This window comes from Maritimibacter alkaliphilus HTCC2654 (assembly GCF_000152805.1).
Lineage (GTDB): Bacteria > Pseudomonadota > Alphaproteobacteria > Rhodobacterales > Rhodobacteraceae > Maritimibacter > Maritimibacter alkaliphilus.
Window position 1 is genome coordinate 3549158 of the sequence record NZ_CH902578.1, and the last position, 24901, is coordinate 3574058.

Annotated in this window: 22 protein-coding genes; 11 read left to right on the top strand and 11 right to left on the bottom strand. The window is 63.7% G+C overall.

The annotated features are described in order from the left end of the window. Positions 1-18: 18 nt before the first annotated feature. The 5 genes from RB2654_RS18465 to RB2654_RS18485 form a co-directional block, all read right to left on the bottom strand. Positions 19-1353, bottom strand: coding sequence for a Rieske 2Fe-2S domain-containing protein (locus RB2654_RS18465; RefSeq protein WP_148912628.1), 1335 nt, complete (start codon positions 1351-1353; stop codon positions 19-21). 414 nt (positions 1354-1767) lie between these two features. Then, entirely contained in the window at positions 1768-2313 is a 546-nt protein-coding gene (locus RB2654_RS18470; protein WP_148912627.1) for a hypothetical protein, read from the bottom strand. A 41-nt stretch (positions 2314-2354) separates the two neighbouring features. After that, the gene (locus RB2654_RS18475) at positions 2355-4340 is read right to left on the bottom strand and encodes a glycosyltransferase (RefSeq protein WP_008334667.1); all 1986 of its coding nucleotides are present in this window, start codon (positions 4338-4340) and stop codon (positions 2355-2357) included. An 8-nt stretch (positions 4341-4348) separates the two neighbouring features. Continuing rightward, the gene (locus RB2654_RS18480; RefSeq protein WP_008334671.1) at positions 4349-5509 is read right to left on the bottom strand and encodes an HlyD family secretion protein; all 1161 of its coding nucleotides are present in this window, start codon (positions 5507-5509) and stop codon (positions 4349-4351) included. Between the two features lie 103 nt (positions 5510-5612). After that, positions 5613-6641, bottom strand: coding sequence for a family 8 glycosyl hydrolase (locus RB2654_RS18485; protein WP_008334677.1), 1029 nt, complete (start codon positions 6639-6641; stop codon positions 5613-5615). A gap of 147 nt (positions 6642-6788) precedes the next feature. Here RB2654_RS18485 and RB2654_RS18490 point away from each other — a divergent pair, with 147 nt between their 5' ends. The 3 genes from RB2654_RS18490 to RB2654_RS18500 all read left to right on the top strand — a co-directional run bounded on the left by RB2654_RS18490 (position 6789) and on the right by RB2654_RS18500 (position 10067). Then, on the top strand, positions 6789-7859 hold the full coding sequence (locus tag RB2654_RS18490) for a cache domain-containing protein (protein WP_008334679.1): 1071 nt from the start codon (positions 6789-6791) through the stop codon (positions 7857-7859). Between the two features lie 150 nt (positions 7860-8009). After that, entirely contained in the window at positions 8010-8906 is an 897-nt protein-coding gene (locus tag RB2654_RS18495) for an MBL fold metallo-hydrolase (protein WP_148912625.1), read from the top strand. 138 nt (positions 8907-9044) lie between these two features. Next, positions 9045-10067: a TRAP transporter substrate-binding protein gene (locus RB2654_RS18500; protein WP_008334685.1), complete on the top strand. Its 1023-nt coding sequence runs from the start codon at positions 9045-9047 to the stop codon at positions 10065-10067. Positions 10068-10295: 228 nt separating this feature from the next. On the opposite strand, the gene RB2654_RS18505 is transcribed toward RB2654_RS18500, so the two are convergent. Both RB2654_RS18505 and RB2654_RS18510 read right to left on the bottom strand, forming a co-directional pair. Continuing rightward, entirely contained in the window at positions 10296-12224 is a 1929-nt protein-coding gene (locus RB2654_RS18505; RefSeq protein ID WP_050771996.1) for a TRAP transporter large permease, read from the bottom strand. 117 nt (positions 12225-12341) lie between these two features. After that, positions 12342-13271, bottom strand: a complete 930-nt coding sequence (locus RB2654_RS18510; RefSeq protein ID WP_040885251.1) for a VOC family protein — start codon at positions 13269-13271, stop codon at positions 12342-12344. Between the two features lie 112 nt (positions 13272-13383). Here RB2654_RS18510 and RB2654_RS18515 point away from each other — a divergent pair, with 112 nt between their 5' ends. Both RB2654_RS18515 and RB2654_RS18520 read left to right on the top strand, forming a co-directional pair. After that, positions 13384-14316 (top strand): LysR family transcriptional regulator, encoded by a 933-nt coding sequence (locus tag RB2654_RS18515; protein ID WP_008334688.1) that lies wholly within the window; start codon positions 13384-13386, stop codon positions 14314-14316. A gap of 66 nt (positions 14317-14382) precedes the next feature. Next, a complete protein-coding gene (locus RB2654_RS18520) occupies positions 14383-15510 on the top strand; it encodes an FAD-dependent oxidoreductase (protein WP_008334689.1) in 1128 nt (375 codons plus the stop codon). A gap of 45 nt (positions 15511-15555) precedes the next feature. Here the strand turns inward: RB2654_RS18520 and RB2654_RS18525 are convergent, their stop codons facing one another. Genes RB2654_RS18525 through RB2654_RS18535 form a run of 3 tightly spaced genes read right to left on the bottom strand, consistent with a single transcriptional unit; the run spans position 15556 to position 17612 of the window. Further along, on the bottom strand, positions 15556-16020 hold the full coding sequence (locus tag RB2654_RS18525; protein WP_008334690.1) for a DUF3237 domain-containing protein: 465 nt from the start codon (positions 16018-16020) through the stop codon (positions 15556-15558). After that, complete coding sequence (locus tag RB2654_RS18530) at positions 16017-16949, bottom strand: alpha/beta hydrolase (protein ID WP_008334691.1); 933 nt, start codon at positions 16947-16949, stop codon at positions 16017-16019. Before RB2654_RS18530 ends, RB2654_RS18525 begins: the two co-directional genes overlap by 4 nt. Before the next feature lie 3 nt (positions 16950-16952). Beyond that, entirely contained in the window at positions 16953-17612 is a 660-nt protein-coding gene (locus RB2654_RS18535) for a TetR/AcrR family transcriptional regulator (protein ID WP_254655614.1), read from the bottom strand. 132 nt (positions 17613-17744) lie between these two features. On the opposite strand from RB2654_RS18535, the gene RB2654_RS18540 reads away from it, so the two are divergent. The 5 genes from RB2654_RS18540 to RB2654_RS18560 all read left to right on the top strand — a co-directional run bounded on the left by RB2654_RS18540 (position 17745) and on the right by RB2654_RS18560 (position 23388). Beyond that, the gene (locus RB2654_RS18540) at positions 17745-18629 is read left to right on the top strand and encodes a shikimate dehydrogenase (protein WP_008334698.1); all 885 of its coding nucleotides are present in this window, start codon (positions 17745-17747) and stop codon (positions 18627-18629) included. 21 nt (positions 18630-18650) lie between these two features. Then, positions 18651-19625 carry a TRAP transporter substrate-binding protein DctP gene (gene dctP, locus RB2654_RS18545; protein ID WP_008334699.1) on the top strand — a complete coding sequence of 325 codons (975 nt, stop codon included), beginning with the start codon at positions 18651-18653 and terminating at the stop codon, positions 19623-19625. Between the two features lie 65 nt (positions 19626-19690). After that, on the top strand, positions 19691-20212 hold the full coding sequence (locus tag RB2654_RS18550; protein WP_008334700.1) for a TRAP transporter small permease: 522 nt from the start codon (positions 19691-19693) through the stop codon (positions 20210-20212). Next, entirely contained in the window at positions 20205-21500 is a 1296-nt protein-coding gene (locus tag RB2654_RS18555) for a TRAP transporter large permease (protein WP_008334701.1), read from the top strand. Before RB2654_RS18550 ends, RB2654_RS18555 begins: the two co-directional genes overlap by 8 nt. A gap of 4 nt (positions 21501-21504) precedes the next feature. Continuing rightward, entirely contained in the window at positions 21505-23388 is a 1884-nt protein-coding gene (locus RB2654_RS18560) for a bifunctional sugar phosphate isomerase/epimerase/4-hydroxyphenylpyruvate dioxygenase family protein (protein WP_008334702.1), read from the top strand. Positions 23389-23391: 3 nt separating this feature from the next. On the opposite strand, the gene RB2654_RS18565 is transcribed toward RB2654_RS18560, so the two are convergent. Continuing rightward, positions 23392-23814 (bottom strand): Fur family transcriptional regulator, encoded by a 423-nt coding sequence (locus tag RB2654_RS18565; protein WP_008334703.1) that lies wholly within the window; start codon positions 23812-23814, stop codon positions 23392-23394. A gap of 174 nt (positions 23815-23988) precedes the next feature. Here RB2654_RS18565 and RB2654_RS18570 point away from each other — a divergent pair, with 174 nt between their 5' ends. Beyond that, a complete protein-coding gene (locus tag RB2654_RS18570) occupies positions 23989-24894 on the top strand; it encodes a metal ABC transporter substrate-binding protein (protein ID WP_040885253.1) in 906 nt (301 codons plus the stop codon). Positions 24895-24901: the final 7 nt, after the last annotated feature.

The following is a 24901-nucleotide window of genomic DNA, read 5'->3' on the forward strand; positions in this document are numbered from 1 at the left end:
TCCACTTTTAAACCGTCACTAGTGAACCTGTTCCGGCGTTCCGCGTCCCAGCTTCACCGAGCGATACCGCCGGGTGATCGTGTGGGTGGGCACAAGCTGCCGCCAATCTTCGTCCTCCGGGACCGTACCATTGCGTCCGATGATCTTGGTCTGGTCGGCATGAACCCCCTGCGGCTCCTGATCGTTCTCGACCGCCTGCGCCGCCGAAATGAGCGAGCGGTAGAGGCGCGAGACCGCCATATCGACGGGGGCGAGGATTTCCTTGGACCGATCCTTGATCGCGCCGGGCGAGATGTTCACCGCGCTGTCTTCCTGCGTGAAGCTGTGGAAACCCGAAAAAGATCCCGCCTGAATGCGCGAACGGTCCTGCTTGTAGCGGTTTCGCAGCGACGGGCGGTCGTCGTCGTTGAACGTCTCGTAGGTCATGTTGTAGTTCGCCAGCGCCTCGGGATCGAGACCGACGTGCTTGAGCATGTTGGACTTCAGCGGGTCTTTCCCCATTTCGCGCTCGGCATGCCACCAGACGTGGAAGTGGATGCACTGCTCGTCGTTGATCGGGACCACGCACATAAAGAGGTCTTCGTTCGGGTTGGCGATAAAGCAGGGCAGCGAGAAGGCGGTGACCCGCACGTGTACCTCGCCCTTGCCTGACACGTTTTCGCCCCGGCGAAGCGCCGCGTAATGGAAGCCGAAATCGGTGTCGTCCACTTCGATGGTGGGGGCCGCGTCGAACGTCATTTCGGCAGCGGCGGAGAAGTTCAGGTTTTCAAGCTGGCCGGAGGCGACAAGGCCATCGGCGTGCAGGATGTTCAGGTGCGAGCTGTCCACCAGCGCCTCAAGCGCCTGCACGTAGTTGCAATGGTTCAGCGCATAGGCGTTGTTGCGGTGGTCGTCATCGGCATCAAACCAAGGGAAATGCGGGAATTCGGGTTGAAGGAGCTTCGGCCCGAGGTAAGACCACACAAGCCCGCCTGCTTCGCGCACCGGAAACGCCTCGGCCTTGAACCGGTTCTTGAAGTCGGGGTCGTTCACGTTCGGAGTTTCCAGAACGGTGCCGTCCGGAGCGAATTTCCAGCCATGATAAAGGCAGCGAATGCCGTCACCCTCGCAGCGACCGATAGCAAGCGACGAGCGGCGGTGCGGGCAGAACTGGTCGAGCACGCCAAGTTGTCCATCCGCATTGCGCCAGACCACCAGTTTCTGGCCGAGGATTTCAAGCGGGAAAGGCGGGCTGTCCGGGGTCGGGATGTCGGACGTCTGGCAGATCGGTATCCAGTAGCGCCGGAATGCGTCGCCCATAGGGGTGCCGGGGCCGACCCGGCACATCATTTCATTCTGTTCATGTGAAAGCATTGGTGATCCTCCCTTATCTTCCATGGAAGATAAAGTTGATGCCAATGTGCGTCAACATAGGATGTAGGCCTTGAATGTGGGCTTGTTGTAGAAGGGGAAGCATCTCGGCGAGCGTTCCAGCAAGCTCAAGCCAACTATCCATCCGATGTTTCCAGACCTTCGGCGAAGTCATTCGCCTAACGCCAACCCGCCTTAGCAGAGACGGGTTCAACTTCGTCTACCAGCGCAGCCACGCTTTCCGCCGAGTCTCGAAAGACGTGCCTCCGCTGCCAGTCGGCAGGCCGGTCCTGCACCCGCGTCAGGCCTTCTTTGTCACGTGCGTTGTCGCGTTGCGTCCATTACTTCGAGCAGTGGCCCCGCGCATGAAGGCCGCCCGAAGTGGTCATCGTCGCCGGCCGCGTTCACTCCGCCACGCTAGAATGTGTTGAGCGAGACCCCGGCGAACACCTCGCGTGATTGAAACCGGTAGCCGAGGCGCAGCCGGGTCGCGTTGTTGGGCAAGCCGTAGGTGGCCGCGATGGATTGGTCGAAATACCCGTCGTCGTCGCCCTGAACCGTGAACTCGAAATCGATGTCGGGCTCGTTGAACCCCACGGTCAGCAGGCCGAAGTACCCTGTGTCGATGGACGTGAATTCTCCCAAAAGAAAGACGTGTCCGAACGTCGTGGGGCGGTAGTGTTCGGCGATGACGCGAACGCCGAATTTCGGGGTCGCGAGTCCTTCGTACTGAAAGGCTGGACCGATCCGGAACGTGACGGGAGCCGCTTCGCCAAGGACGAATTTGTAGGTGAGCGAAGCGTTCAGATCCGCCCCACCCGTATAGCCGCTGAGGCTCGTCGCATAGGACAAGTTTCCGCGTTCGACGGACAGGACACCCGTCGTCGTGGTCCGCGACGCGTCGAGTTGGGCGAACAGGCCATCCGACATGGCGGCAGAGGGCAACAGGGCGAACGCTGACATCAGGGATACGCGAAGGAACGCGCGGAGAGGGGCGCGGTTCATCAACCCCGTCCTTTCGTGTTCGAACTGAAGGTGAAGCGACGGGCGACGTCGCGCAGCATGGCGCTCATCCTGACGTTGGAGATCCCGGGCGTGTTGTCCTCGGTGTAGAAGCGCAGGAGGAGCGCGGCGCGCTGGGTGTCGTCGGGCAGAAGTTGCAGGCGCACGCCGTCGCGCGACTTGGCGCTGACGTAGGTGGCGACCGCCCCGACGTTTTCCAATTCGATCGTGCCGCGCGTGCCGATCTCGAACTGGCGCCCCCGCAGTCGGGCATGGTCGAGCGTCAGGTTCGTCATCCAGAGGTCCATCTGTTCGCCCTCAAACGAGACGCGGACCCGTTCCGGCGCATCGGCGACATGGCGTTCACGGCGCGGCAGTTCCACGCAGGCCACCAGTGTCACGGAGAGGACGACAAGGTTGTAGAGCGTCCAGAACAGGATGACCCATTTGCCGTCGCCCGCATCGAAAAAGGCGAACCTGTCGAACAGCACGCCCAGCACGAGGCCGCCCAAGGTGATGGCCAGCAACAGGGCGAAGGGCACCATCATGCGCCACTGAACGACGATCTTGCTGCGATCCCCACCTTTGGCTGTGACGCTGAACGGATGGCCGTAGGGCTTGATGAGACCCGTGATGGCCGAACGCGCGATGGGATAGGCGCCGATCAACTGGCTCACGTCGTTCAGGACCGGCACGACATGTCCGCGCGACAGAAGGTTCAGGGTCAGCAGAATCCACAGGTAATACGCCCCGAAATAGGACACCACGTCGGCAAGCTGGGCATTCACGACGGTGATGTTTCCGTACCAGTAGAGCAGGGGAAACACGAGCGCGGCGAGGCGGAAGGTGAATGTCGTGAGCCAGTAGAACACCGAGTCGAGGACGCTCCAGCGATCGCGAAGGCGCAGGTTGTTCGTCGCGAAGGGGCCGAGTGACCCGCGCGCGATCTGCATGAGGCCCAGACACCAGCGGGCGCGCTGGGTGACGTATTCCTTCAGACCTTCGGGGGCCAGCCCTTCGGTCAGCGCCTCGTTGAGATAGACCGTTTTCCACCCGCCGTTCTGAAGCGCGAGGGTCAGCATGAAATCCTCGGTGATGCTCTCGGTCGGGAAGCCACCGATGTCCTGCAAGGCCGGGAAGCGGATCACGGACGAGGTGCCGCAGCAAAAGGCGATCCCCCATGCGTCGCGCGAGGGCTGCATGTGGTCGAAGAAGAACCGCTGCTCGTCCGGGTAGGACCGGCTGACGCCGAGGTTGTGCTGGATCGGGTCGGCGTTGAAAAAGTGCTGGGGCGTCTGGACGAGGCCGACATCGGGGTCGTGGAACAGGGCGAGCGAGCGGCGCAGGAACCCGCGATGCGGCACGAAATCAGCATCCAGCACGGCGACGAAATCAGGGGGGGTCTCCCGTTCGGCCAGTCGCGCGAGGGCATGGTTGATGTTGCCGGCCTTGGAATCCTTGTTGTCGGGCCTGCGCAGGTATCCGACCTCGGCGCTGGCGCAATAGTCGCGCAGCCAGTCGCGGCGCCCGTCGTCCAGCACGATCACTTCCTTGTTCGGGTGCTTGAGCGCCTTGGCCCCGATGATCGACCGTTCGAGAACGTCGAGTTCCTCGTTATAGGTCGCGATCAGGAGCACGACGGACGGGTCCGGGCGTGGCGCCCACCAGTTCGCGTTTTCCGTCGCCTCGTCGGAGCGGGACTTGACCCGCATCATGATTACGAAGGCGCTGAGTGACCCGATCAGGGCGAGCAGCTCCAGCAACAGGAGCGCCCAGCTTGCCGCCCAGTCGAGCGTGAAGCCAAAAGGCGCAACGGTTTCGGTCGCGCGCCAATAGATGTAGCGCAGGGCAAGAACCATCGCGATCGAGAGCATCACGACGCGATGGCTGGTCTTCGATTTGTCGAAGACGAAAGGGATCACCACCGCGATCCCCAGAATGAGGGCCAGTTGGTTGAAGCTCGACCCGAGTTCGCTGGGATAGATCATCGACGGGCCTAGTTCAGCAGCCGGCGCAGCGGGTCCAGGGGCCGGTCTTGAAAGAACACGCGGCCGGTCCGCCCGATGGCGCAGCCGCCCGACATGTCGGCACCGCGCAGATCGGGCACGATGAGCGTCACGTCGTAGCGTTCCAGATGTTCCTTGCTGGGTTTGACGGCCATGTCGTCGTAGACGGTCGCGGCCCCCGCTCCGGCGAGCCGGGAGATCGTGCCCTCCAGTGCCGTATCCGCGCCGGAGAACCGGAAAATGGCCGGGTCGCCCGTGCGCAGGCGGTTGTAGACGATCTCGGACACGCTGAGCGACACCACCGCCGCCGAACAATCGGCGACCTTCATGATCGTGTCGCCGCGCTGCACATTGATCCCGTCACCCACCATCCGCTCCCAGATGATCCCGTCGACCGGCGAGGCGATGTCGCCGCCCGTCAGCCGGATCATGCGCACACGTTCGCGGGCGATGCGGTCGTCGATGGAGGTCGCGATGGCCTGCGCCTCCGCCAGTTCCGCCTCGATCCGTGCGAGTTGCTGGCGCGCCGTGCCGGACCAATAGGCGTAATTCCAGGCCGCTCCCGCCGTGTCGTCGAGAAACAGATCCTTGCGAGCGGTGTCGAGTTGAAGCGCCTTGAGCGACGAGAACGCATCGGAGGCTTGTGCCGTATCTTCCCCGGCGTTGCCGTCCACATTGCTCGCGTTGCGGACGGTGTCTTCCAGATCCAGATCCTCGAGCTTTTCGGGGTCGGTCAGATCGGGAAGCGGGTCGACCGGGTCTTCGGTCTGGTATGCAAGCTCGCGCGTTCTGGCCGCCGCATAGGCATCACGCATTTCGGCAAGCCAGACGCTGTGATCTTCCAGCACGGCCTTTTCCGCCTTGAGGCGTTCGACATGGGACAGCGCCAGATCGTGTTCGAGGATGAGGTCGTCGAGCCGGACACCATCGGCGCGCACGTCGCTGATGCTGAACAAGACCGTGTCCGTCGAGACCTGCATCCCGACGGTTCGCGACGGCATTTCGATGTCCCCGGCGACGGGTGCGCGCACCGTGACGATCGGTGCGTTGACGAAGGCGTTGGAACTGGCACCGGTGACGTGTTCAGCCACGAGGACGTAGAGCGCCCCGATGATTACGATGGACCCGATTACGAGGCGAAGATACCGCACGATGTGCCTCCTGCAAGCGCCCACAGCTTCCGAGCTGTGAAGTTGTTTTTTCCATTAACCTTAACACATCAAGACATTGTCGAAAGTATGGAAACACATGCGCTCAACAAAGGCCGCTCTCGCGGCGTGCGACGCTCGCCATAAGGCCGAGCGTGGCGGGGTAGTATGGCTCGCCCGCATCTTCGACGGGGTCGTTCGGGCTGCATCGGATCAGGTCCGCGACGGCGCGGTAGCCCGGATAGGTGCTGCGTTCGAGAACCTCGCCCTGCGGCGTCAACACGACAGGCACGCGCGCCTCGCCCGTCCATATCTCTTGCTTCTGCGTCCGCGCGGGGTGCGCCGCATTGCCGGACCAGTGAAGGTAAAGGGCCACCCGGATCGCATCGTAACCGTGGTTCGCGCCGAAGCCCTCGGCAGGTCTGAACCCATCCCGCGTAACCAGAACCCAATCCGGGACGAGCCCCGTTGCGGCGAGTTCGGCAAGGATCGTCTCGCCGTGATCGGCGGCACGGATCAGGGTCTCGCGTTCCGTGTAGAGGCCCAGTTCCCGCAAGGCGCGCGGCATGATATAGGACGGGTTGAACAGGACGCGGTCGGGTTCGCTCATGGCCTCCGCACCGGGGGTCAGGATCGGCTCGTCCGGCGCGCGCGGGTCAGGTTCGAGGCAAAGCGCGGCAAGGGCGTTGGAGATGGCTTCGACCGTGCCGCGTCTGTCCCCCCAGCCTGAAAACACCTCGGACCGCATCAGCGCCCATGCGCGGAACAGGTCGCCGTCGGTCGCGGTATGCCAGTCGTTCCCGGCCAGTTCGTCATCACGATTTCCCGAGGGCGACCAGCGCCACGCCATCAGGGCATCGTCGCGGATCAGCAGGTGCTCGCGGGTCCAGCTTTCGATGGCGTCGAACGCCTCGCGATCCCCGAAGGCCTGTGCGAGCAGCAGCCCATAGCCCTGACCCTCGGAATGGCTCACCCCGTTCTGAAGGTGGTCGATCACCCGCCCGTTCCCGGCCAGAAACCGGGACTTCCACACGTCCCAGGCGGCGCGTTCATCGGCGCGAACGGACGTGAGGAAGGCCATGGGTAACGCATAGCCGGTCAGCGTGGCGATGAGCCTTCGGCGGGTCAGTTTCATGGGCAAGGGTGGCTCCGGGCAAGAGGGGCCTGAGCCGGGGGGCGACCGTCAGATATGCGACACCTGAGAGGCGAGAGTCCAAGTCTTGCCTTATTCCTGCCAAAGGTATCTGGCAGATCATGGTTAATATTCCTGCGAGTAACGACCATGTCCCACACCGATCACGATTCGAACCATCCCCGCATCATAAGCACCCTGTTCGCAAGCGCCGGGATCGCATTTCTTCTCGCCATCGTCGTCTTCATCTTGCCGTTCCAGCGGAAGGTCGAGGATGTGGCGATCCGCGCGCAGGGCGATGTGGCACGACATTCGGCACAATCCATCCAGCTCGCGGTCTCGGCGCTGGTGGAACGGGAATGGGACAGTCTCGTCGGTTTCAGCGCCTATGTCGATCTCGATGACCATGACGGAATGCGCGTGCTTACGGACGCGGCGGCCATGGCATCGGAGGGCATCACATGGGCCGCTGTCGTGGGGCTGGACGGCACCGTGATGGCCTCGACGCTGGGCAAGGATCAGGGCGCGGACGTTTCGACCGCGCCGTGGTTCAATCAGGGGCTTCGCGGTGACACCGTGCAGACGGCCTCCTCCGGCGAAGGCAGCCGGATTTTCCTGTCCCGGCCGGTTCGGGACGCTTACGGACAGGCGATCGGTCTGGCGGTCTACCAGCTTCAGGGTGCCTGGCTCGACCGGGTGGTTCAGAGCGCAGCCGCACGTCTGGAAGTGGACGTGATGGTGCTCGACACCAATTCAGAGCCGCTGTTCGCCTATGGCGACTGGACCAAAGCGGGGCCGTCCGCGTTGATCCGGTCGCGCGCCGAACTGGGAACCGAGTTTGAAGTCATCGTTTCTTCCCATGACGACGCACCGACCGTGTCCGGGGTGTTCCCCAACGTGATCGAGGGCAGCATGCCGCCGTTCGGATGGTCGCTGGTGGTTCAGGTTCCGGTAACGACGGGCGCGACCGCCATGGGGTCCGCGATGTCCTCGCTGATCTGGACGCTGGCCGGGCTGTTCGCCGCAATCGGTGTTCTGGCCATCGTGTTCGCCTATCGCTACCTGCAACCTCTGGCAAATCTCGCGCGGGAGGCCGCGCAGATTGCGAATGGTGAATCGATTTTCCCCTCGGAAGCGACCCGCACCTATGAGGCCGAGCAGCTGTCAAACGCTCTTGCGCGGTTTCAGGCGCGGATGCACCGCGAGCAGGGGGCCGGGTGACCGGCCCCTCCGACGGCTGAGGTCTACGCGGCCACCCGATATCCCGGCCAAGGCATTCGCGCGATGAATGCGTGCGATTGTTCATCGGAATTTTCCGAATGCGTTACCCCCTGATACCGTCGCGCGACGACGCGCAGACGGAGGCACGCTTTGGATCACTCGACCACATTCGTTACCTTGGGCACCGCGGGCGGGCCGATCCTGCAACCCGGCCGGTCGCAGCCTGCGCACCTGTTAAAGGTCGGGGATCAGGCGATCCTCATCGACTGCGGCGAGGGTGCGCTGGGCCAGTTGACGCGGGCCGAGGTGCCGTTTCGCGACATCCACACCGTCGTGCTGTCGCATCACCATTTCGATCACATCGGCAGCCTGTTCGCTTTGCTCGGTCTGAACATGATGACGCAGCGCAACCAGCCGCTCCGCATCTTCGGCCCGACCGGAACCGCAAGGATCGTGGCCGGGCTGACCGACGCCTGTGACGTGCCCAACGAGATCGGGTTTGGCGTCCCGGGCCAGACGCTCCCCCATGCGCGCGATTTCGTCGAGGTGCGGGAGATCAATCCGGGCGACACCGTCGAGATCGGCGAGGTGACGCTGACCTGCTGTGAGAACACGCATTATCGCGGTGAGGCGGACCATGGCAGCGGGTGGTATCTTTCGTTGTCGCTTCGGTTCGACACACCCGACCGCTCGGTCGTGTTCACCGGTGACACCGGGCCGTGCAAGGCGGTGGAGCGACTCGCGCAGGGCGTCGACCTGCTGGTGGGCGAACTCATGGATGTGGACTTGACGATGACGCGCGTGCGCGAGGCGAACCCCCAGATGCCCGAAGCGCGTATCCAGATGATCGGCGCGCACCTCGCAGACCACCATCTGAGCCCCGAACAATTGGGCGACATGGCCCGCCGCGCGGGCGCGAAAAGGCTTGTCGCCGTGCATTTTTCGCCGGGGATGATGACGCCGGCGCGCGCGCGGGAATACCTTGCGCGGATCGAGGCGGTCTTCGACGGACCCGTGCATTTGAGCGAAGATCTGGGACGGTATTGAAGGCCGCGAGATCACCCGGTGCATTCAGCGGATCAATTGATGTCATTCATCCAATTCAATTTTCAAACCCATCGGGCGGTGCCTACACTCGCGTAAGCCCGCGACGTCTCCGGGTTTGATATCCATAGGGAGGATACCATGGGAAAACGACTTCTGGCCGGCGCGCTTGCCGCCGCCACGGCGCTGACGCCGTTTGCGAGCTTCGCCGAAACGCTGGTCTTCGGGACCGGCAACGTACCGATGCACCCGATCAACAAACTCATCATGGAGCCTTGGGCGGCCGCGGTGAATGCCGACGGGGGCGACGCCGTTCAGGTCGATCCGCGACACGGCCCGGCGCTGGTCAGCCCGAATAACTACGTCGACCGGGTCATGGACGACGTGGTGCAGATGGCCTGGGGGATGCTCGCCTTCGATCCGGGTCGCTTCCCACGTTCGCTGGTCGCCACCACGCCGTTCATCGACGGCTCGGCGGAAGCCATCGCGATGGGGTTCTGCGAACTTTACGAAGCGGGCACGATCGGTGACGAGCTGGCCGATTACCACCCGCTGTTCTTCGTGCCGTTTCCGCAGACCAAGGTGCACCTGAACGGCTCGCCCGCGACCTCGTTCAAGGATCTGGCGGGCAAGAAGATCGCGACAGGTTCGCCCGTGGCGGCGGCCATCGTGTCGGCCAATGGCGGCACGCCGCTGTCGATCATCCTGCCGGAGCAGTATCAGGCGCTTCAGCGTGGCAACGCGGACGGCACTTTCATGAGCTACACGGCATTTCCGGGCTTCAAGCTGAACGAGGTGACGACAGACCACCTCGACGCGCCGCTGGGCGGGGCGATCGGGATGGTGTTCATGCTCCAGTCGAAATACGACGCGTTGACGGACGAAGCGAAAGCCGTGCTCGACGCGCATTCCGGCTGCGACGTGACGCGCGAGATGGGCAAGATCGTGGATCAGTGGGAAGCGGATTCGAAGGGCTTCGTGCAGGCGCAGGGCGACCACACGTTCAATACGCTTCCCGATGCCGAGTTCGAGGCGATCAAGACCAACCTGTTCCCGGTCATCGTCAAGGGCTTCGCCGAGCGTGTGCCGGGCGGCGAAGAGCTGGTCAACGAATGGAAAGCCGCCGTGACCGAGGCGCAGGAACAGATCGACAGCGGGGCGTAATACGCCTGAACGACATTGAAGGCGAAACGCCGGTCGGGGGTGCCCCGGCCGGCGTTCTTGCTGTTTTGGTGGGATCGGGTTTTGGGTTTTTGCGTTTTTATTTCAGCAGCTTACCGTCTAAGTCCCGCTCCAGAATCCTAGTATCCTAGTATCCTAGTATCCTAGAATTCTGGAGGACGTGTTCTCCGGCCCGCCGCAGCCCGGAACCCACACCGAACACTCCCCCCCCTAGTTCATCGTCGATGGCAGCCAGAGCGACAGGGCCGGAAAAGCGATGATGAGGATGATCTTCACGATGTCCGCGATGATGAAGGGAAAGACGCCTTTCATCACCGTGGTCAGGCTGATCCTGGGGTCGATGTTCTTGATGATGAACAGGTTCATCCCGAACGGCGGCGTAATCATCCCGATCTCGACCACCACCAGCATGAGAACACCCCAGAACAGCATGTCGTATCCGAGGTGCAGGATGATCGGCGTCACCACCGGAAGGGTGATAATCATCACGCCGAAGCTGTCCATCACCGAACCGAGTGCAAGATAGATCAGCACGAGGATCGCGAGGACGATCACCGGCTTTGCGTCGATCCCCGAGACCCAGGCGGCGACGAGGTCGGGCGCCTGGCTGAGATTGACGAAGAAAGCGAACATCAGACCGCCGAAGATCAGCGCATAGATCATGGCGACGGTCGTCGTCGTCTCCGAAAACACGCGCAGCAGGGTGGCCCGGTTCAGCCGTCCGCGCAGGATCGCGAGCGCAAAGGCGCAGACCGCTCCGACAGCGGCGCTTTCCGTCACGGTGAACAGGCCCGAATAAAGCCCGCCGATCACGATGGCGAACATGCCGACCACCGGGCCGGCACCGACAAAGGCCGCGCGGATTTCAGGGAATGGCACGCGGGCGGCGGCGGGCACCGTGTCTTTCGAGAACGTGACGGTCGCGAAGACCGCGCAGAAATAAAGCACGATGGCCAGCGCCGCGGGGATCATCGCCGCGACGAACAGCGCGCCAATGCTTTCCTCGGTCAGAAGGGCGAACAGGATGATGACGCCCGACGGCGGCACCAGCGCGCCGAGCGTGCCGCCTGCCGCGACCGTGGCGGTGGCAAGCGTGGGCGCGTATTTCAGCTTCCGCATTTCCGGGAGCGCCATGCGCCCGAATGTGGCCGAGGTCACGACCGAATTGCCGGACACGGCACCGAACCCGGCACAGGCCGCGATGGTGGCATAGGCGAGACCGCCTCTGAGAGGGCCGAGGATCGCGTTCCCCAGTCGAAACAGGTCGTGTGACACCCCGGCGGCGACCGAGAAGGCCCCCATGATGAGAAAGAGGGGCAGGGTCGCCACCTGATCGTTGCGCAGGAAATCGGCGGAATCGCCGCCGAAGGTGTTCACCGCCGCGTTCGGGCCAAGCACCGCCAGCGCGCCCACGACGCCGATCACGGCGGTGACCGAGGCGAGAGGGATCTGAAGAAACACCCCCAGCCACAACAGCGCGAAGGCGGCGAGCACGGCAAGGCCCGGACTGGCGTACATGAAGTTCGTGACGCCATCCATGTCGGTCAGCATCCAGTAGAGGATGCCCAGACAGATCCCCGCGAACAGGGCGGCGAGCACCACGACGATCCCGCTCGATCCGGCGTCCTTTGGTGTCGCCACGGCGGCCCGCGTGTCGTTGACGACGTGAAGCAATTGCACGGCGGACGACGCCCACATCGAAAGCGAAATGACGAAGTAGGCGGGGGCGAGCGGCACTTCGAGCAGCGCGGTGGCGCGGGCCTGCGTGTGATAGCGCAGACCAAGGCCCCAGATGCTCCACGCCAGCATGACGAAAAAGGCCAGCAGCACGACGGACCCGACGACGCTCAGCCATGCCGTCATCCGCGCGCCGGTCAGCGGGGCGAGCAGGTCGATCTTGAGGTTCACCCGGTTCGCGGCGCCCGCCGGAAAGGTCGCGGCGACGGCGACGGCGAAGACCAGCGACATTACTTCGTTCAACGCGAAGACGGAATGGCCGAACAACCATTTGCCTAGCACGTCGGCGACGACGACGCCCGCCCCCAGCAGGATGCCGGCGATGGCGACGACGGCGATCCCGCCCGTGATGTTCCGCATCCAGCGGTCCGCCGCGCGCGGGGTGTCCAAGATGTCCTGCATGTCCTCTCCTCCCATGTCCGGCCTCTGCCGCGGAGCAGCCCCCGAGGGGGGCCGCATACCGGTGCCGGACACCTGATCGACCGGCCCCGTCACGATGCGCGCGACGGGCCTTCGCGCTTACGATTTGCCCGGCGGGGGGCCACCCGGCGACCACTTTTCGACGTTCTCGAACAAAAACATCTGCGAGGCCTCCGCACTTATCGGCGTTTCACGCATGACCCAGTCGCCATCGTGCAGGTCCATGTCCGCATCGTATTCGATGTTCACGCGCAGCGGTGAGCTGAAATACCAGAACCAGTTGGAGCCAAATTTGTGGCGCCCCGGTCCCCAGAAGGACTCGTAGCCCTTCTTGATCATGCGCGACCCGGCCAGCATCAGATCGGTCGGCCCGGACATATGGAAGGCGAGGTGTTCGATGCCCTGCATGTATTCGGGCGTCTGGATCATGAACAGCACGTGGTGATCGAGGTTCGCCTGCGGGCGCAGGAACGGCCCGGTGTTCGTGAACTTGTCGGTGATGACGAAGCCCAGCCGGTCGATGTAGAAATTCGCCATCCTGTCCATGTCGGGAACGAAGTAGACGATATGGCTCAGGGTGCGGGGGGCGGCCGTGGCCGCTTCGTCGGCGCCGACATGGTTCGGGGCGCGCCCGGGTTTGGCGCCGGGGGCGTTTATCATCTCGGCGGGCATGTCCAGCGTGACGCGCCGCGTGATGCGGAAGGCGATCTGAAACCCTGCGTCGTCCTTGCAGGACAGCGTGCCATCGGCGGCCTTTGCGACGTCGCGGTCTTTCGACAGCTCGGTTTCGATCGCGTCGAGCGTGGCCTGATCCTCGACCCCCCAGATCGTCTGGCGCAGCCAGGAATTGGTGGGCAGGGGGGCGGGCAGGTCGGGGTCGTCGGTGGTGCACAGGCGGATCGCCGTCTTGTCGAGCGCCTCGAAGCGGCCGTCTCCGGTCGCGGTCAGTCCGAAGTCCGTCAGAAAGGCTTCGCAGGCGTCACGGTTGTCGACGCCAAAGACCAGTTCGTCCGGCCCGATGATGCGCATGTCGGTGTCCTCCTTGCAGCTTCGGGGACCGTATGGGACTTCCAATCATTCGGAAAATGGATATTTTTTATATTATCCATTGATTCTGAAAATGCACCGAAGAGGGTTCTGCATGCGGTTCAAGAAGCTCGATCTCAACCTGCTGGTGGCGCTGGATCACATGCTGGAGCACCGCTCGGTCACCGAGGCGGCGGGGCGGATGTTCATGTCGCAATCCGCGATGTCGAACGCGCTGACACGGCTTCGCACCTATTTCGACGATCCGCTGCTCGTACAGGTGGGCCGCCGGATGGAGCTGACCCCGCGCGCCGAAGCCTTGCGGCCCGCGATCCGCGACGTTCTCGTGCGCGTAGAGGCCGCGATCGACCGGGGTCCGCAGTTCGAGCCGGACCAATCGGACCGCACCTTCAACCTGCTGTTGTCCGACTACAGCCTGAGAGTGCTGATGCCGACCATGTTCCGGCTCGCCGATGACCAGAATGCGACCGTGCGGTTCAATCTTCGGGCGCAGGAAATAGCGCCCTACAACCAGATCGAACGGGGTGAGGTCGATCTCTTGATCGCGCCGGAGCCTTTCGTGTCGCCCGACCACCCCTCGACGCTTCTGTATGAGGATCGTTATGTTGTGGTCGCATGGGCCAAGGGAAAATACGGCACCGGCCCGATGGACAGCCGCGCCTATGAGGCCGCGGGGCATGTGGTGATGGTGCCGCCGCAACAGGCCCAGACCGTCGATGGGCGTCTGATTGCGGGGGGCGGGCTTACACGACGGGTCGAGGCGACGACCTTTTCGTTCGCATCGCTGCCTTACCTCATCACCGGAACCAATCGGATCGCGACGGTCCACGGACGGCTCGCGGCCCTGATGATGAACGAGGCCGACCTCGTGTCCTACTCGCTGCCGGTCGAAGCGCCGCCGCTTCGCCAGATGATCCAGTGGCACATGCTGCGCGATGGCGACCCCGGCCTGTCATGGCTGCGCGATCTGGCGCTGGCCTCGGCCGCGACCCTCGACGGCATTGATGCGATGGATGCATTGAATTAAACCTGTCAATTTTTCAAATACCCCAACCCTGCCTAGGGTTCACCCCGAACAGGGAGGAAACGGGTCGTGAAGGTAGACAAGGCACTCGTCGTCGGCGGCGGGATCGGCGGGCTGTGCACCGGCATCGCGCTGCGGCAGAAAGGCATCGAGGTCGAGATCATCGAGCGCGACCCGGAATGGACGGTCTATGGCGTAGGGATCATCCAGCAGATGAATTCGATCCGCGCGATGCACCAGCTTCAGGTGCTCGACGACTACCTCTCGCGCGCCTGGGGGTTCGACCGGACGACCCTGTTCGTCGGGCCGCAGGGGCACAAGGAAGCCGAGTTCGACGCGCCGCGTCTGGCAGGGCCCGACTATCCGTCGAACGCCGGAATCCTGCGCCGTGACCTGCAAAAGGTGCTGGCCGACAAGGTGGCCGAGGTCGGTGCGACCGTGCGCCTTGGGATCACGGTGACCGCGATGGCGGATGACGGAGACGGGGTCGATGTGACCTTTTCCGACGGCGGGACGGCGCGATACGACATCGTCGTCGGGGCCGACGGCGTGTTCTCGTCCACCCGCCGCATGATCCTGCCGGACGCGCCGCAGCCGCGCTACACGGGGCAATGGGTTTGGCGTTACAACCTGCGCCGCCCGCCCGAGGTCGAGGGCATCCACGTCTTCGCCGGTCCCTGCAACGCCGGGCTGACCCCGTTGAACGAAGACCTGATGTATATGTTTCTTCTGTCGGAGGAGCCTGAGGGGTTCAAACTTCCCGTCAAAGGCTCCGCCGCCGCGATGCGCGACCGGGCCTTGCGCAGCATGGCCCCGCCCCAGATCGCCGCATACCTCGACCAGATCACCGAGGACGCCGAGGTGGTGGCCCGGCCGCTCGAGGTCATCTTGCTGGAGGACGATTGGCACAAGGGCCGCGTCGTCCTCATTGGCGATGCCGTTCACGCGGCGACACCGCATCTGGCGCAGGGTGCGGGCATGGCGATCGAGGATGCGTTGGTTCTGGCCGACGAACTGGGCAAGCACGACACCCCGGACGAGGTGTTCACGGCCTTCCGCGCGCGCCGTATGCCGCGCGTGGCCCATGTCGCCAAGACATCGATCCTGATCGGCGACGCCCAGATGGGCAAGGTGCCGCCCGTCGATGTGGGGGCGCTGAACGGTCAGACGATGGGCATGATGGCCCAACCGATCTGACCGCTCATTCGGCTCATGGTGCCGCGACCGAAGAGATCGGCGCGCTCAGGTGACGATATAGACGTCGATCCGGATGGTGCGGCCCATCGGGGCGAGAGAGCAGATGAAAAGCCGTTCGGTCAGCCAGCGGTGCGGGCCGGATGGCGCGTCGAACACCGGGGCGGCGCGCATGTAGAACTCCGACGGATCGACGGCCTCGCCCGACCGAAGCCGTGTGCGCACGTCGTCGGATGAGACGCGCAGTCCCTTGTTCACCACGTAGATCGGCGTTCCGTCCTCGGCTTCGATCGTATACCGCGCCTCGATTCGGCTGGTGCCGTCCGGCGCGATCACCGGCCAATCCGACCCGCCCGGCAGGACCCGCCCGGTGAGGCGGGGGCCAACGACCCGGCCCCCGGTGATCGGGATGTGGAGCCGCTCGCCATCGGGCGACGTTCCTGCCGAAAGCGGCGCGTCGATCTCGGCCTCGATGGTGAAGGCGAGGTCGAGACCGGGCGTGAAGGGTTTCATCGGGCGGCGAGCCAGTCGGTCATCTTGCGCAGCTTGGCCTGCGCGTCGTCGCAATATTCCATCGACCGCAGGTAGCCGTGGATCAACCCGTCGCCCTTGTCGAGCACGACGGGAACCCCGGCGGCCTTGAGCTTTTCGGCGTAGATCACGCCACTGTCGTAAAGCGGATCGTTCTCGGCCACAGCGACAAAGGCCGGGGCCGCGCCTGAGTGATCGTCGGCCACGTAGGGCGCGCAACGCGGATCGTCGCGCAGCATGTGCTCGTTCTCTTCGCCGCCCACGAACATCCGGTTGTTCGCCGCCATCCCCTTGGTCTGCAGCAGCGGCGCGTTGGCGTTGGCGATCATCGACGGGCGTTCGAGGTCGAACTCGGTGACGGGATAGATCAGAAGCTGGGCGATGAACGGAAACTCGTCCTTCATGGCGAGCGCCGTGGCCGCGGCCAGATTGCCGCCCGCGCTATCGCCGCCGACGGCGATCCGCTCCGGGTCGATCCCCAGCAGGTCGGCGTTCACACGGCACCACCGCGCCACGTCGCACATCTGGAGAAACGCGGTCGGAAACGGGTGGTCGGGCAGAAGGTAGTAATCCACCGACACGACTGTCTGCTTGTTCCACGACGCGATCCGCGAGGTGATGTCGGCATGGGTTTCGGGCGAGCCCTGAACGAACCCGCCGCCATGGGCGTAGATCAGGCAATCCTGCGTTCCGCCAGAGGTGTGACGATAGACACGCACGCGAACCGGGCCCGCCGCGCTTTCGATATGATGTTCGGTCGCATCATCCACGTCCTCGGGCTTGGGCAATGCCATGTTCGCGGCCACGCCTTCGAAATGCGCCTTGCGTTCGGGCAGGGTCGCGCCGGGCTTGAGCGAGGCCCATTCGGACGTCCATTTCGCCATGAAGGCGTCGATTTGGGGATTGAGCATGTTTCACCTTTTCAGAACGTCGCCAAGAACCATCGACACGGCACGCTCGCGCAACCTGTCCTGTCCTTCGCGGGTGTAGAGAGATTTGCCGAACAGCGACGAAAACGTCGGCTTGTTCGACACGTTGAAAACGGAGAGCGCCGAGATCTGCCAGTGCAGTTCGGTCGCATCGAGTCCTTCGCGGAAATCGCCGGACGCCTCGCCCCGGGCGATGAGCGTTTCCAGCCGCGCGATGGCTTTCTTGTTCAGCCCGCGGATCACGGTCGAGGCGTTCAGGTAATCCGCGTGGTGGACGTTCTCGATCATCACCATGCGAATGAAATCGGTGTTCTTGCGGTGATGGTCGAAGGTGAAGGACACGAGCCGTTCAAGCGCCTCGACCGGGGGCAGAACGTCCAGATCCAGCTTTTCCTCGCCCTGTCGGACCTTGGAATAGGCTGCTTCGAGGGCGCGCATGTAAAGCGTCTCTTTGTCCTCGAAGTAGTAGTAGATCATCCGCTTCGAGGTGCTCGTGCGGGCCGAGATATCGTCGATCTTGGCGCCGGAAAGACCGTTCTGCGCGAACTCGGCCATCGCCGCTTCGATGATGTCACGCTTGACCCGCTCCGGGTCCTGTTTCCAGCCAGACTTTGGTTTCGTATTTTTTTCCAATGACTTGGCCAATTCTCTCCTCCCCGTTTCAGACAGGGTTAGCACGTCAATAATTAAACCCCAAGTTAAAAGTGATTGACAGATTTAAACCGCGATTCCATTTTGGCGCCATGCTTGGACGACTCGTTCGCCGGGCGAGGGAGGATGACTGAAATGAAGCTTGGCTCGGCCGAGACAGCGCAAGACGCGCCGGATGCGACTGCACGCAAGGTGCAGGTCGGTCTGATCGGTCGCGGTATCCAGCTTTCGCGCACGCCGGCCATGCATGTCGCTGAAGGCAAGGCGCTGGGCCTCGACTACGCCTACGACCTGATCGACCCGGACGCGATGGAAAGCGCGCCCGACCTGAGCGCCCTGATCGACCGCGCCGAGGCGGATGGGTTCGCCGGTCTGAACGTGACCTTTCCCTATAAACGCGAAGTGATGGCGCTGCTTGACGAGCTGTCACCCGCTTCGACGAAGGTGGGGGCCGTGAACACCGTCGTGTTCCGGGACGGCAAGCGCCGTGGTCACAACACCGATTTCTGGGGCTTTGCCGAAAGCCTGCGCCGGGGTCTGCCGGATGCGCCGAAAGAGGCGGTTCTGCTTCTGGGTGCGGGCGGTGCCGGCGGCGCGGTGGCCCATGCGCTGCGCGATGTGGGTGTCGGAACCCTGTTCATCTACGACGCGAACACCAAGGCCGCCGCCGCGCTTGCGGATGCGGTCGAGGGCCGCGCGATCACCGACCTCGCCGCTGCGGCGGCCGGGTCCGACGGCATCGTGAACGCCACCCCGATGGGCATGGCGAAACTGCCCGGTATGGCGATCCCGGCCGATCTGATCGAGCCGCGCCACTGGGTCGCCGATATCGTTTATTTCCCGCGTGAGACCGAGCTTCTGGCCACGGCGCGCGCGCGGGGGTGCCGGGTGCTCGACGGCTCCGGCATGGCCGTGTTTCAGGCCGTGCGCGCCTTTGAACTGTTTTCGGGGCTGGTCCCCGATCCCAACCGGATGCGGGCCACGTTCGAGGCCTTCACCGACCCAAACTGAACGCGAAAGGGAGGATTACCAATGCGTTTCACTACCACCATCTCGGCTCTGGCCATCTGTGCGGCCGGTGCTGCGACCGCGCAGGACGTTGTCGAACTCACCTATTCGGATACCGTGCCGGAAACCGATCCGCGCTCGGCCATCCTGAAGGCCGAGTTCGGCGATTGCCTTGGCGACGGCTTCAACTTCCAGCCCTACCACGGCGCGACCCTGTTCCAGCAGGGCACCGAGCTGACCGCGATGCAGCGCGGCAACCTCGACATGGGCAACCTCGCTATTTTCGACTTCTACAACCAGGTCCCCTCGACCAGCGTTCTGGGCACCCCGTTCCTGTTCCGTGATTACGAGCACATGCGCGCCGTCTACGACAGCGACGTTCTGGCCGATCTGGAAGCCGAAATCGAGGAAAAGGCCGGGGTCAAGATCCTCGCCTATCCCTACATCGGCGCCCGTCATCTGGGCTACAAAGGCGACAAGGAATACATGACGCCCGCCGATCTCGAAGGCATGAAGCTGCGGATGCCGGGCGGCGAAGGCTGGCAGTTCGTCGGTCAGGCCATGGGCGCGACCCCGGTCCCCGTCGCCTTCACCGAGGTCTACACCGCGCTTCAGTCCGGTGCGATCGACGGTCAGGACAACGGCTTCCCGGCGACCGCGTCGATGAAGTTCCACGAGGTCATCAACTACATCGGCACCACGTCGCACCTGATCGCGGCGAACGAGTTCACCATCTCGCTCGACAAGTGGAATTCGATGAACGAAGAGCAGCAGGCGAAGGTGCAGGAATGCGCCGACAACTTCGAAGCCGCGCTCGACGCCTCGACGCTGGAGCTTGAAGAAAGCAAGCGCGCCGAGATCGAAGCCGCCGGTGTGACCGTCTACGCCCCCGACAACGCCGCCTTCCAAGAGCACGTGCTGGGCGTCTATGCCGACAGCAAGTACTCGGCAGATTGGCCCGAAGGGCTGGTCGAGGCCATTCAGGCCGTCGGTCAGTAAGCACGCCAAGCGCGATACGGGCAGGCGGGGGAAACCTCGCCTGCCTTCACGAGCCGGAGGGGCATATGGAACAGGCGAAGACCATCTGGAACTGGCTGGGCAGGCGGGCCGAGAACATTCTCGCGCTGCTCCTGTTTTCCATGTTCGTCACCTTCATCCTTCAGATCGTATTCCGGTACTTCCTGAGCCTTCCGGTGGGCTGGACCGTCGAATGGGTGACGATCGCGTGGCTCTGGGGCATCCTCTTCGGTTTCGCCTTCGTGGTGCGCGAGACCGACATCATCCGGCTCGACATCGTCTATTCCGTCATGCCGCGTGGCATCCGCCGGGGCATGGACGTGGTGGTGGGTCTGACCATCGCCGCGATCTTCCTCTACACGCTGCCCGCGTCGTGGGATTACATCGACTTCATGATGCGCGAGCGCACGGCCTATATCCGGGTGCCGTTCTTCTGGGTCTTCATCATCTACATTCCCTTCGCGATTTCGGTCGCCGTGCGCGGCCTTATGACCGCGTGGGCGGGCATTCGCGGCACCGGGCCGACCTTCGACACCGAAACGAGCGCGGAGACGCACGACTATGATTGATCCCTTCACGCTCGCGCTGATCCTGATCGTGGCGCTGACGCTCATGGGGGCGTCGGTCGGACTTGCCATGATCGCGGGCAGCTTCGTCTACCTGATCTTCAAGGGCTTCGATCCGTCGATCGCGTCCGAAACGCTGCTTCAGGGCCTGTTCAACAACTACACGCTGCTGGCGATCCCGCTCTTTATCCTCGCCGCCGACATCATGAACATCGGGTCGCTGGCCGACCGTCTGCTCAGGTTCGCGCAGGCGCTGGTGGGCCGGTTCCGGGGCGGGCTGGGGCACGTCAACGTGGTCTCGTCGCTGATCTTCTCCGGCATGTCCGGGTCCGCTGTCGCGGATGCGGTCGGCATGGGCAAGATCATCATCAATCTGATGACTCGCGACGGGAAATATTCGAAAAGCTACGCCGCCGCGATCACCGCGGCCACCGCGACCGTCGGCCCGATCATCCCGCCGTCGATCCCGATGGTGCTCTATGCCATCGTGTCGGACCAATCGGTGGGCTTCCTGTTCGCCGCCGGGATGCTGCCCGGTCTGCTCATGGCCCTGATGATGGGCGTGATGAACTACATCATGGCCCGCCGCCACGACTTCCCGGTGGACGAGGTCGTCCCGATGCGCGACCTGCCCGGCATCACGTGGAAGGCGCTTCCGGCCCTGATGCTCCCCGTGATCCTTCTGGGCGGCATCTACGGCGGCATCATGACCCCGACCGAAGCCGCCGCCGTGGCCGCGTTCTATGCGCTGCTCGTCTCGGCGCTGTTCTACCGCTCGGTGTCGTTCAAGGATTTCTATCAGGCGCTTCTGGGGTCGGCCCGGTCGACCGCGAGCGTCGGGGTGCTGGTCGCCGGTGCCATCACGTTCAACTACGTCATCACACGCGAAAACCTTCCCGTGTCGATCAGCGAATTCCTCGGCCAGTACGAACTCAGCCGGTTCTGGTTCCTGATCGTCATCAACCTTCTGTTCCTCGCCTTGGGCATGGTGCTGGAAGGGGGCGCGATCCTGCTGATCATCGTGCCGATCCTGATCCCGTCCGTGCGGGCGATGGGGATCGACCTTGTCCACTTCGGCGTGATCGTCGTGGTGAACGCGATGATCGGGCTGATTACGCCACCTTACGGGCTGCTCCTGTTCATCACCGCGAACATCACGCAGCAGCCGGTGGGGCGGATCATCCGTGATGTCTGGCCGTTCATCATCGCGCTGCTCGTGGCGCTGATGGTCATCACCTTCGTGCCGGACTTCGTGCTCTTCCTGCCGCGGCTTCTGGGATACCAAGGGTAACCACATGAAAACCTCCATCGCGACCGTCTCGATCTCTGGCTCACTGACGGACAAGCTGGAGGCCATCGCGGCGGCGGGCTATGACGGGATCGAGATCTTCGAGCAGGATTTCATCGCCTTCGACGGCAGCCCCCGCGACGTGGGCCGGATGGTGCGCGACCACGGGCTCGAGATCACGCTGTTTCAGCCGTTCCGCGACTTTGAGGGCCTGCCTGAACCCTACCGCTCCAAAGCCTTCGACCGGGCCGAGCGCAAGTTCGACCTGATGGGCGAGCTTGGCACCGATCTGGTGCTCTATTGCTCCTCCTGCCATCCCAAGGCGCTCGGTGGGATCGACCGGGCGGCGGACGATTTCGCCGAGTTGGGCGAACGGGCGGGAGCGCGCGGGATGCGGGTCGGGTATGAGGCGCTGGCTTGGGGCAAGCATGTCAGCGACCATCGCGACGCATGGGAAATCGTGCGCCGGGCGGATCATCCCAACATCGGCCTGATCCTCGACAGTTTCCACACGCTCGGGCGCGGCATCGACCCCGAGACGATCCGGCGGATCCCCGGTGACAAGATCTTCTTCATCCAACTGGCCGATGCGCCGAAGATCGACATGGACCTGCTTTACTGGTCGCGCCACTTCCGCAACATGCCGGGCGAAGGCGATCTGCCGGTCAAAGCCTTCATGCAGGCGGTCATGGCGGCCGGATATGACGGGCCGATCAGTCTGGAAATTTTCAACGATCAGTTCCGGGGAAGCTCCACGCGGCAGGTGGCGCAGGACGGATACCGCTCGCTCGTCGCGTTGATGGATGACGTGCGCCGGGCCGAGCCGGCGCTGGACATCGACCTGCCGCGCATTCCAGCCCGGGTGCCCAGCCACGGGGTGAGCTTCATCGAATTCGCGACGCGCGGGGACGAGGCCGACAAGCTCGAAGCGCTTCTGGCGACATTGGGTTTCGCGCCCTCCGGCACCCACCGCAACAAGGCGGTCAGCTTGTGGAGCCAAGGCGGCGTGCGGATCGTGCTGAACAAGGAGACCGAGGGACACGCCGCGACCGCGTTCAACGCGCGCGGCACGACCGTCTGCGATATCGGGTTGCGCGTGGCCGATGCCCAAGCCGTCGTCGACCGGGCCGGGGCGCTTGGGATCGCGCCGTTTTCCCAGCCCATCGGGCCGGGCGAGATGGACATTCCGGCCATTCGCGGCCTGTCCGGTTCGGTGCTGCATTTCATCGACGAAGGCACCGGGCTCGAACACGTCTGGCAGGTCGAATTCGGGCAGAGCGAGACACCGGCGGGCGCGGGGATCACGGGCATCGACCACATCGCGCAGACCATGAGTTACGAGGACATGCTGTCGTGGACGCTGTTCTATACCTCGGTCTTTGACATGCGGAAATCGGCCATGGTCGATGTGTTCGACCCGGACGGGTTGGTGCGCAGTCAGGTGGTCGAAAGCCCGGACGGGGCGCTCAAGATCACGCTCAACGGGGCCGACAGTCACCGCACGCTGGCGGGCCGCTTCCTGTCCGAAACCTTCGGGGCCTCGGTTCAGCACGTGGCGCTCGCGACCGACGACATCTTTTCGACGCTCACCGACATGACGGCGCGGGGGTTCGAGCCGTTACCGATGCCGCAGAATTATTATGACGACCTCGCGGCCCGCTTCGATATCGCGCCGGACCTTCTGGCGCGGATGCAAGAGTTGAACGTCCTTTACGATCACGACGAAAAAGGCGCGTTCTTCCAGTGTTATTCCAAGGCCTTCGCCGGCGGCTTGTTCTTCGAGATCCTGCAACGCGATCCGGGCTACACCGGCTTCGGCGCGCCCAATGCCCCGTTCCGCATCGCCGCCCAGAAACGGCAGGTGCGGGGGCGGGGGATGCCTGCCCGCTAGCGGCTAGTCCTTGATCCGGCGGACGTAGAGTTCAAGCTTGTGGCTCACGATTTCGAACCCGTGCTTGCGCGCGATGTCTTCCTGTAGCCGCTCGATCTCGTCCGAGACGAATTCGATCACCTCGCCGGTGTCCACGTCGATGAAATGGTCGTGGTGGTCGGTCGGCGCGGGTTCGAACCGGGTGCGCCCATCCTCGAACGTATGGCGTTCGATCAGGCCGTGCTCGGCCAGCGTGTTCATGGTGCGATAGACGGTGGCGATGTTCACGCCCGGCTCGATCGCGCTGACCTTGCGATGCAGTTCCTCGACATCCGGGTGATCGGTCGCGCCTTCGAGCACTTCCAGAATCACACGGCGTTGCCCGGTGATCCTGAGGCCACTTCTTCGCGAGCGTTCTAGGAGTGTGTCGTCCTGCGAACCGGTCATGTCTCGGTCATATACGTCTCGGGCGGGGCCGCCCATGGCAAAATGATCTCGGCTCACCTTGTTGCAAATGATTTGCACTTGCAAGACGCTTGAGAATCTGTATCCCTAGTTGCAATTCATTCGCAACTGGTTGCGCGCTGGCCGCGCACCGGACAGCGACGGAAAGGATAGAGGATGAGAACGCGGATAATCGCTTTGGTGGCCGGTGTCGCGGCAAGCGCCCTGATGGGCTCGGTCGCCACGGCTGACGAACACCGGATGAAGGTGGTGACCACCTTCACCGTGCTGGCCGACATGGCCGAGAACGTGGCGGGGGAGGCGGCCGAGGTCGTGTCTGTCACCAAGCCCGGCGCCGAGATTCACGGGTATGAGCCGACCCCCCGCGACCTTGTCGGCGCGCAGGACGCCGATCTGATCCTGTGGAACGGGATGAATCTGGAGCTCTGGTTCGAGCAGTTCCTGCGCAATCTGGGCGACGTCCCATCGGTGACGCTGACGGACGGGATCGAGCCGATCCCGATTGCGGAGGGCGCATATGAGGGCAAGCCGAACCCCCATGCCTGGATGGGGCTCGACAATGCGATCGTCTATATCGACAACATCGCCGCCGCCTTCGCGCAACATGATCCGGACAACGCCGCGACATATGAGGCCAATGCGGCCGCCTACAAGGACGAACTCCGCGCCACTCTCGAACCGCTGCGCGAAACGGTCGCCGAGATTGCCGAAGACCAACGCTGGCTCGTCACCTGCGAAGGGGCGTTCAGCTACCTCGCCCGCGATTTCGGTCTGCGTGAGCTGTATCTCTGGCCGATGAACGCGGACCAGAACGGAACGCCCCAGCAGGTGCGCAAGGTGATCGACGGGGTGCGTGACAACGACATTCCGGTGGTCTTCTGCGAAAGCACGGTGAACACGTCGCCCGCCGAACAGGTCGCGCGCGAAACCGGCGCGGCCTATGGCGGCGTGCTGTATGTCGACAGCCTGTCCGAGCCGGACGGCCCGGTGCCGACCTACCTCGACCTTCTGCGCGTCACCGCCGAGACGGTCGTCAAAGGCCTTGCATCCAACGGGGGCTGAGGCGCGT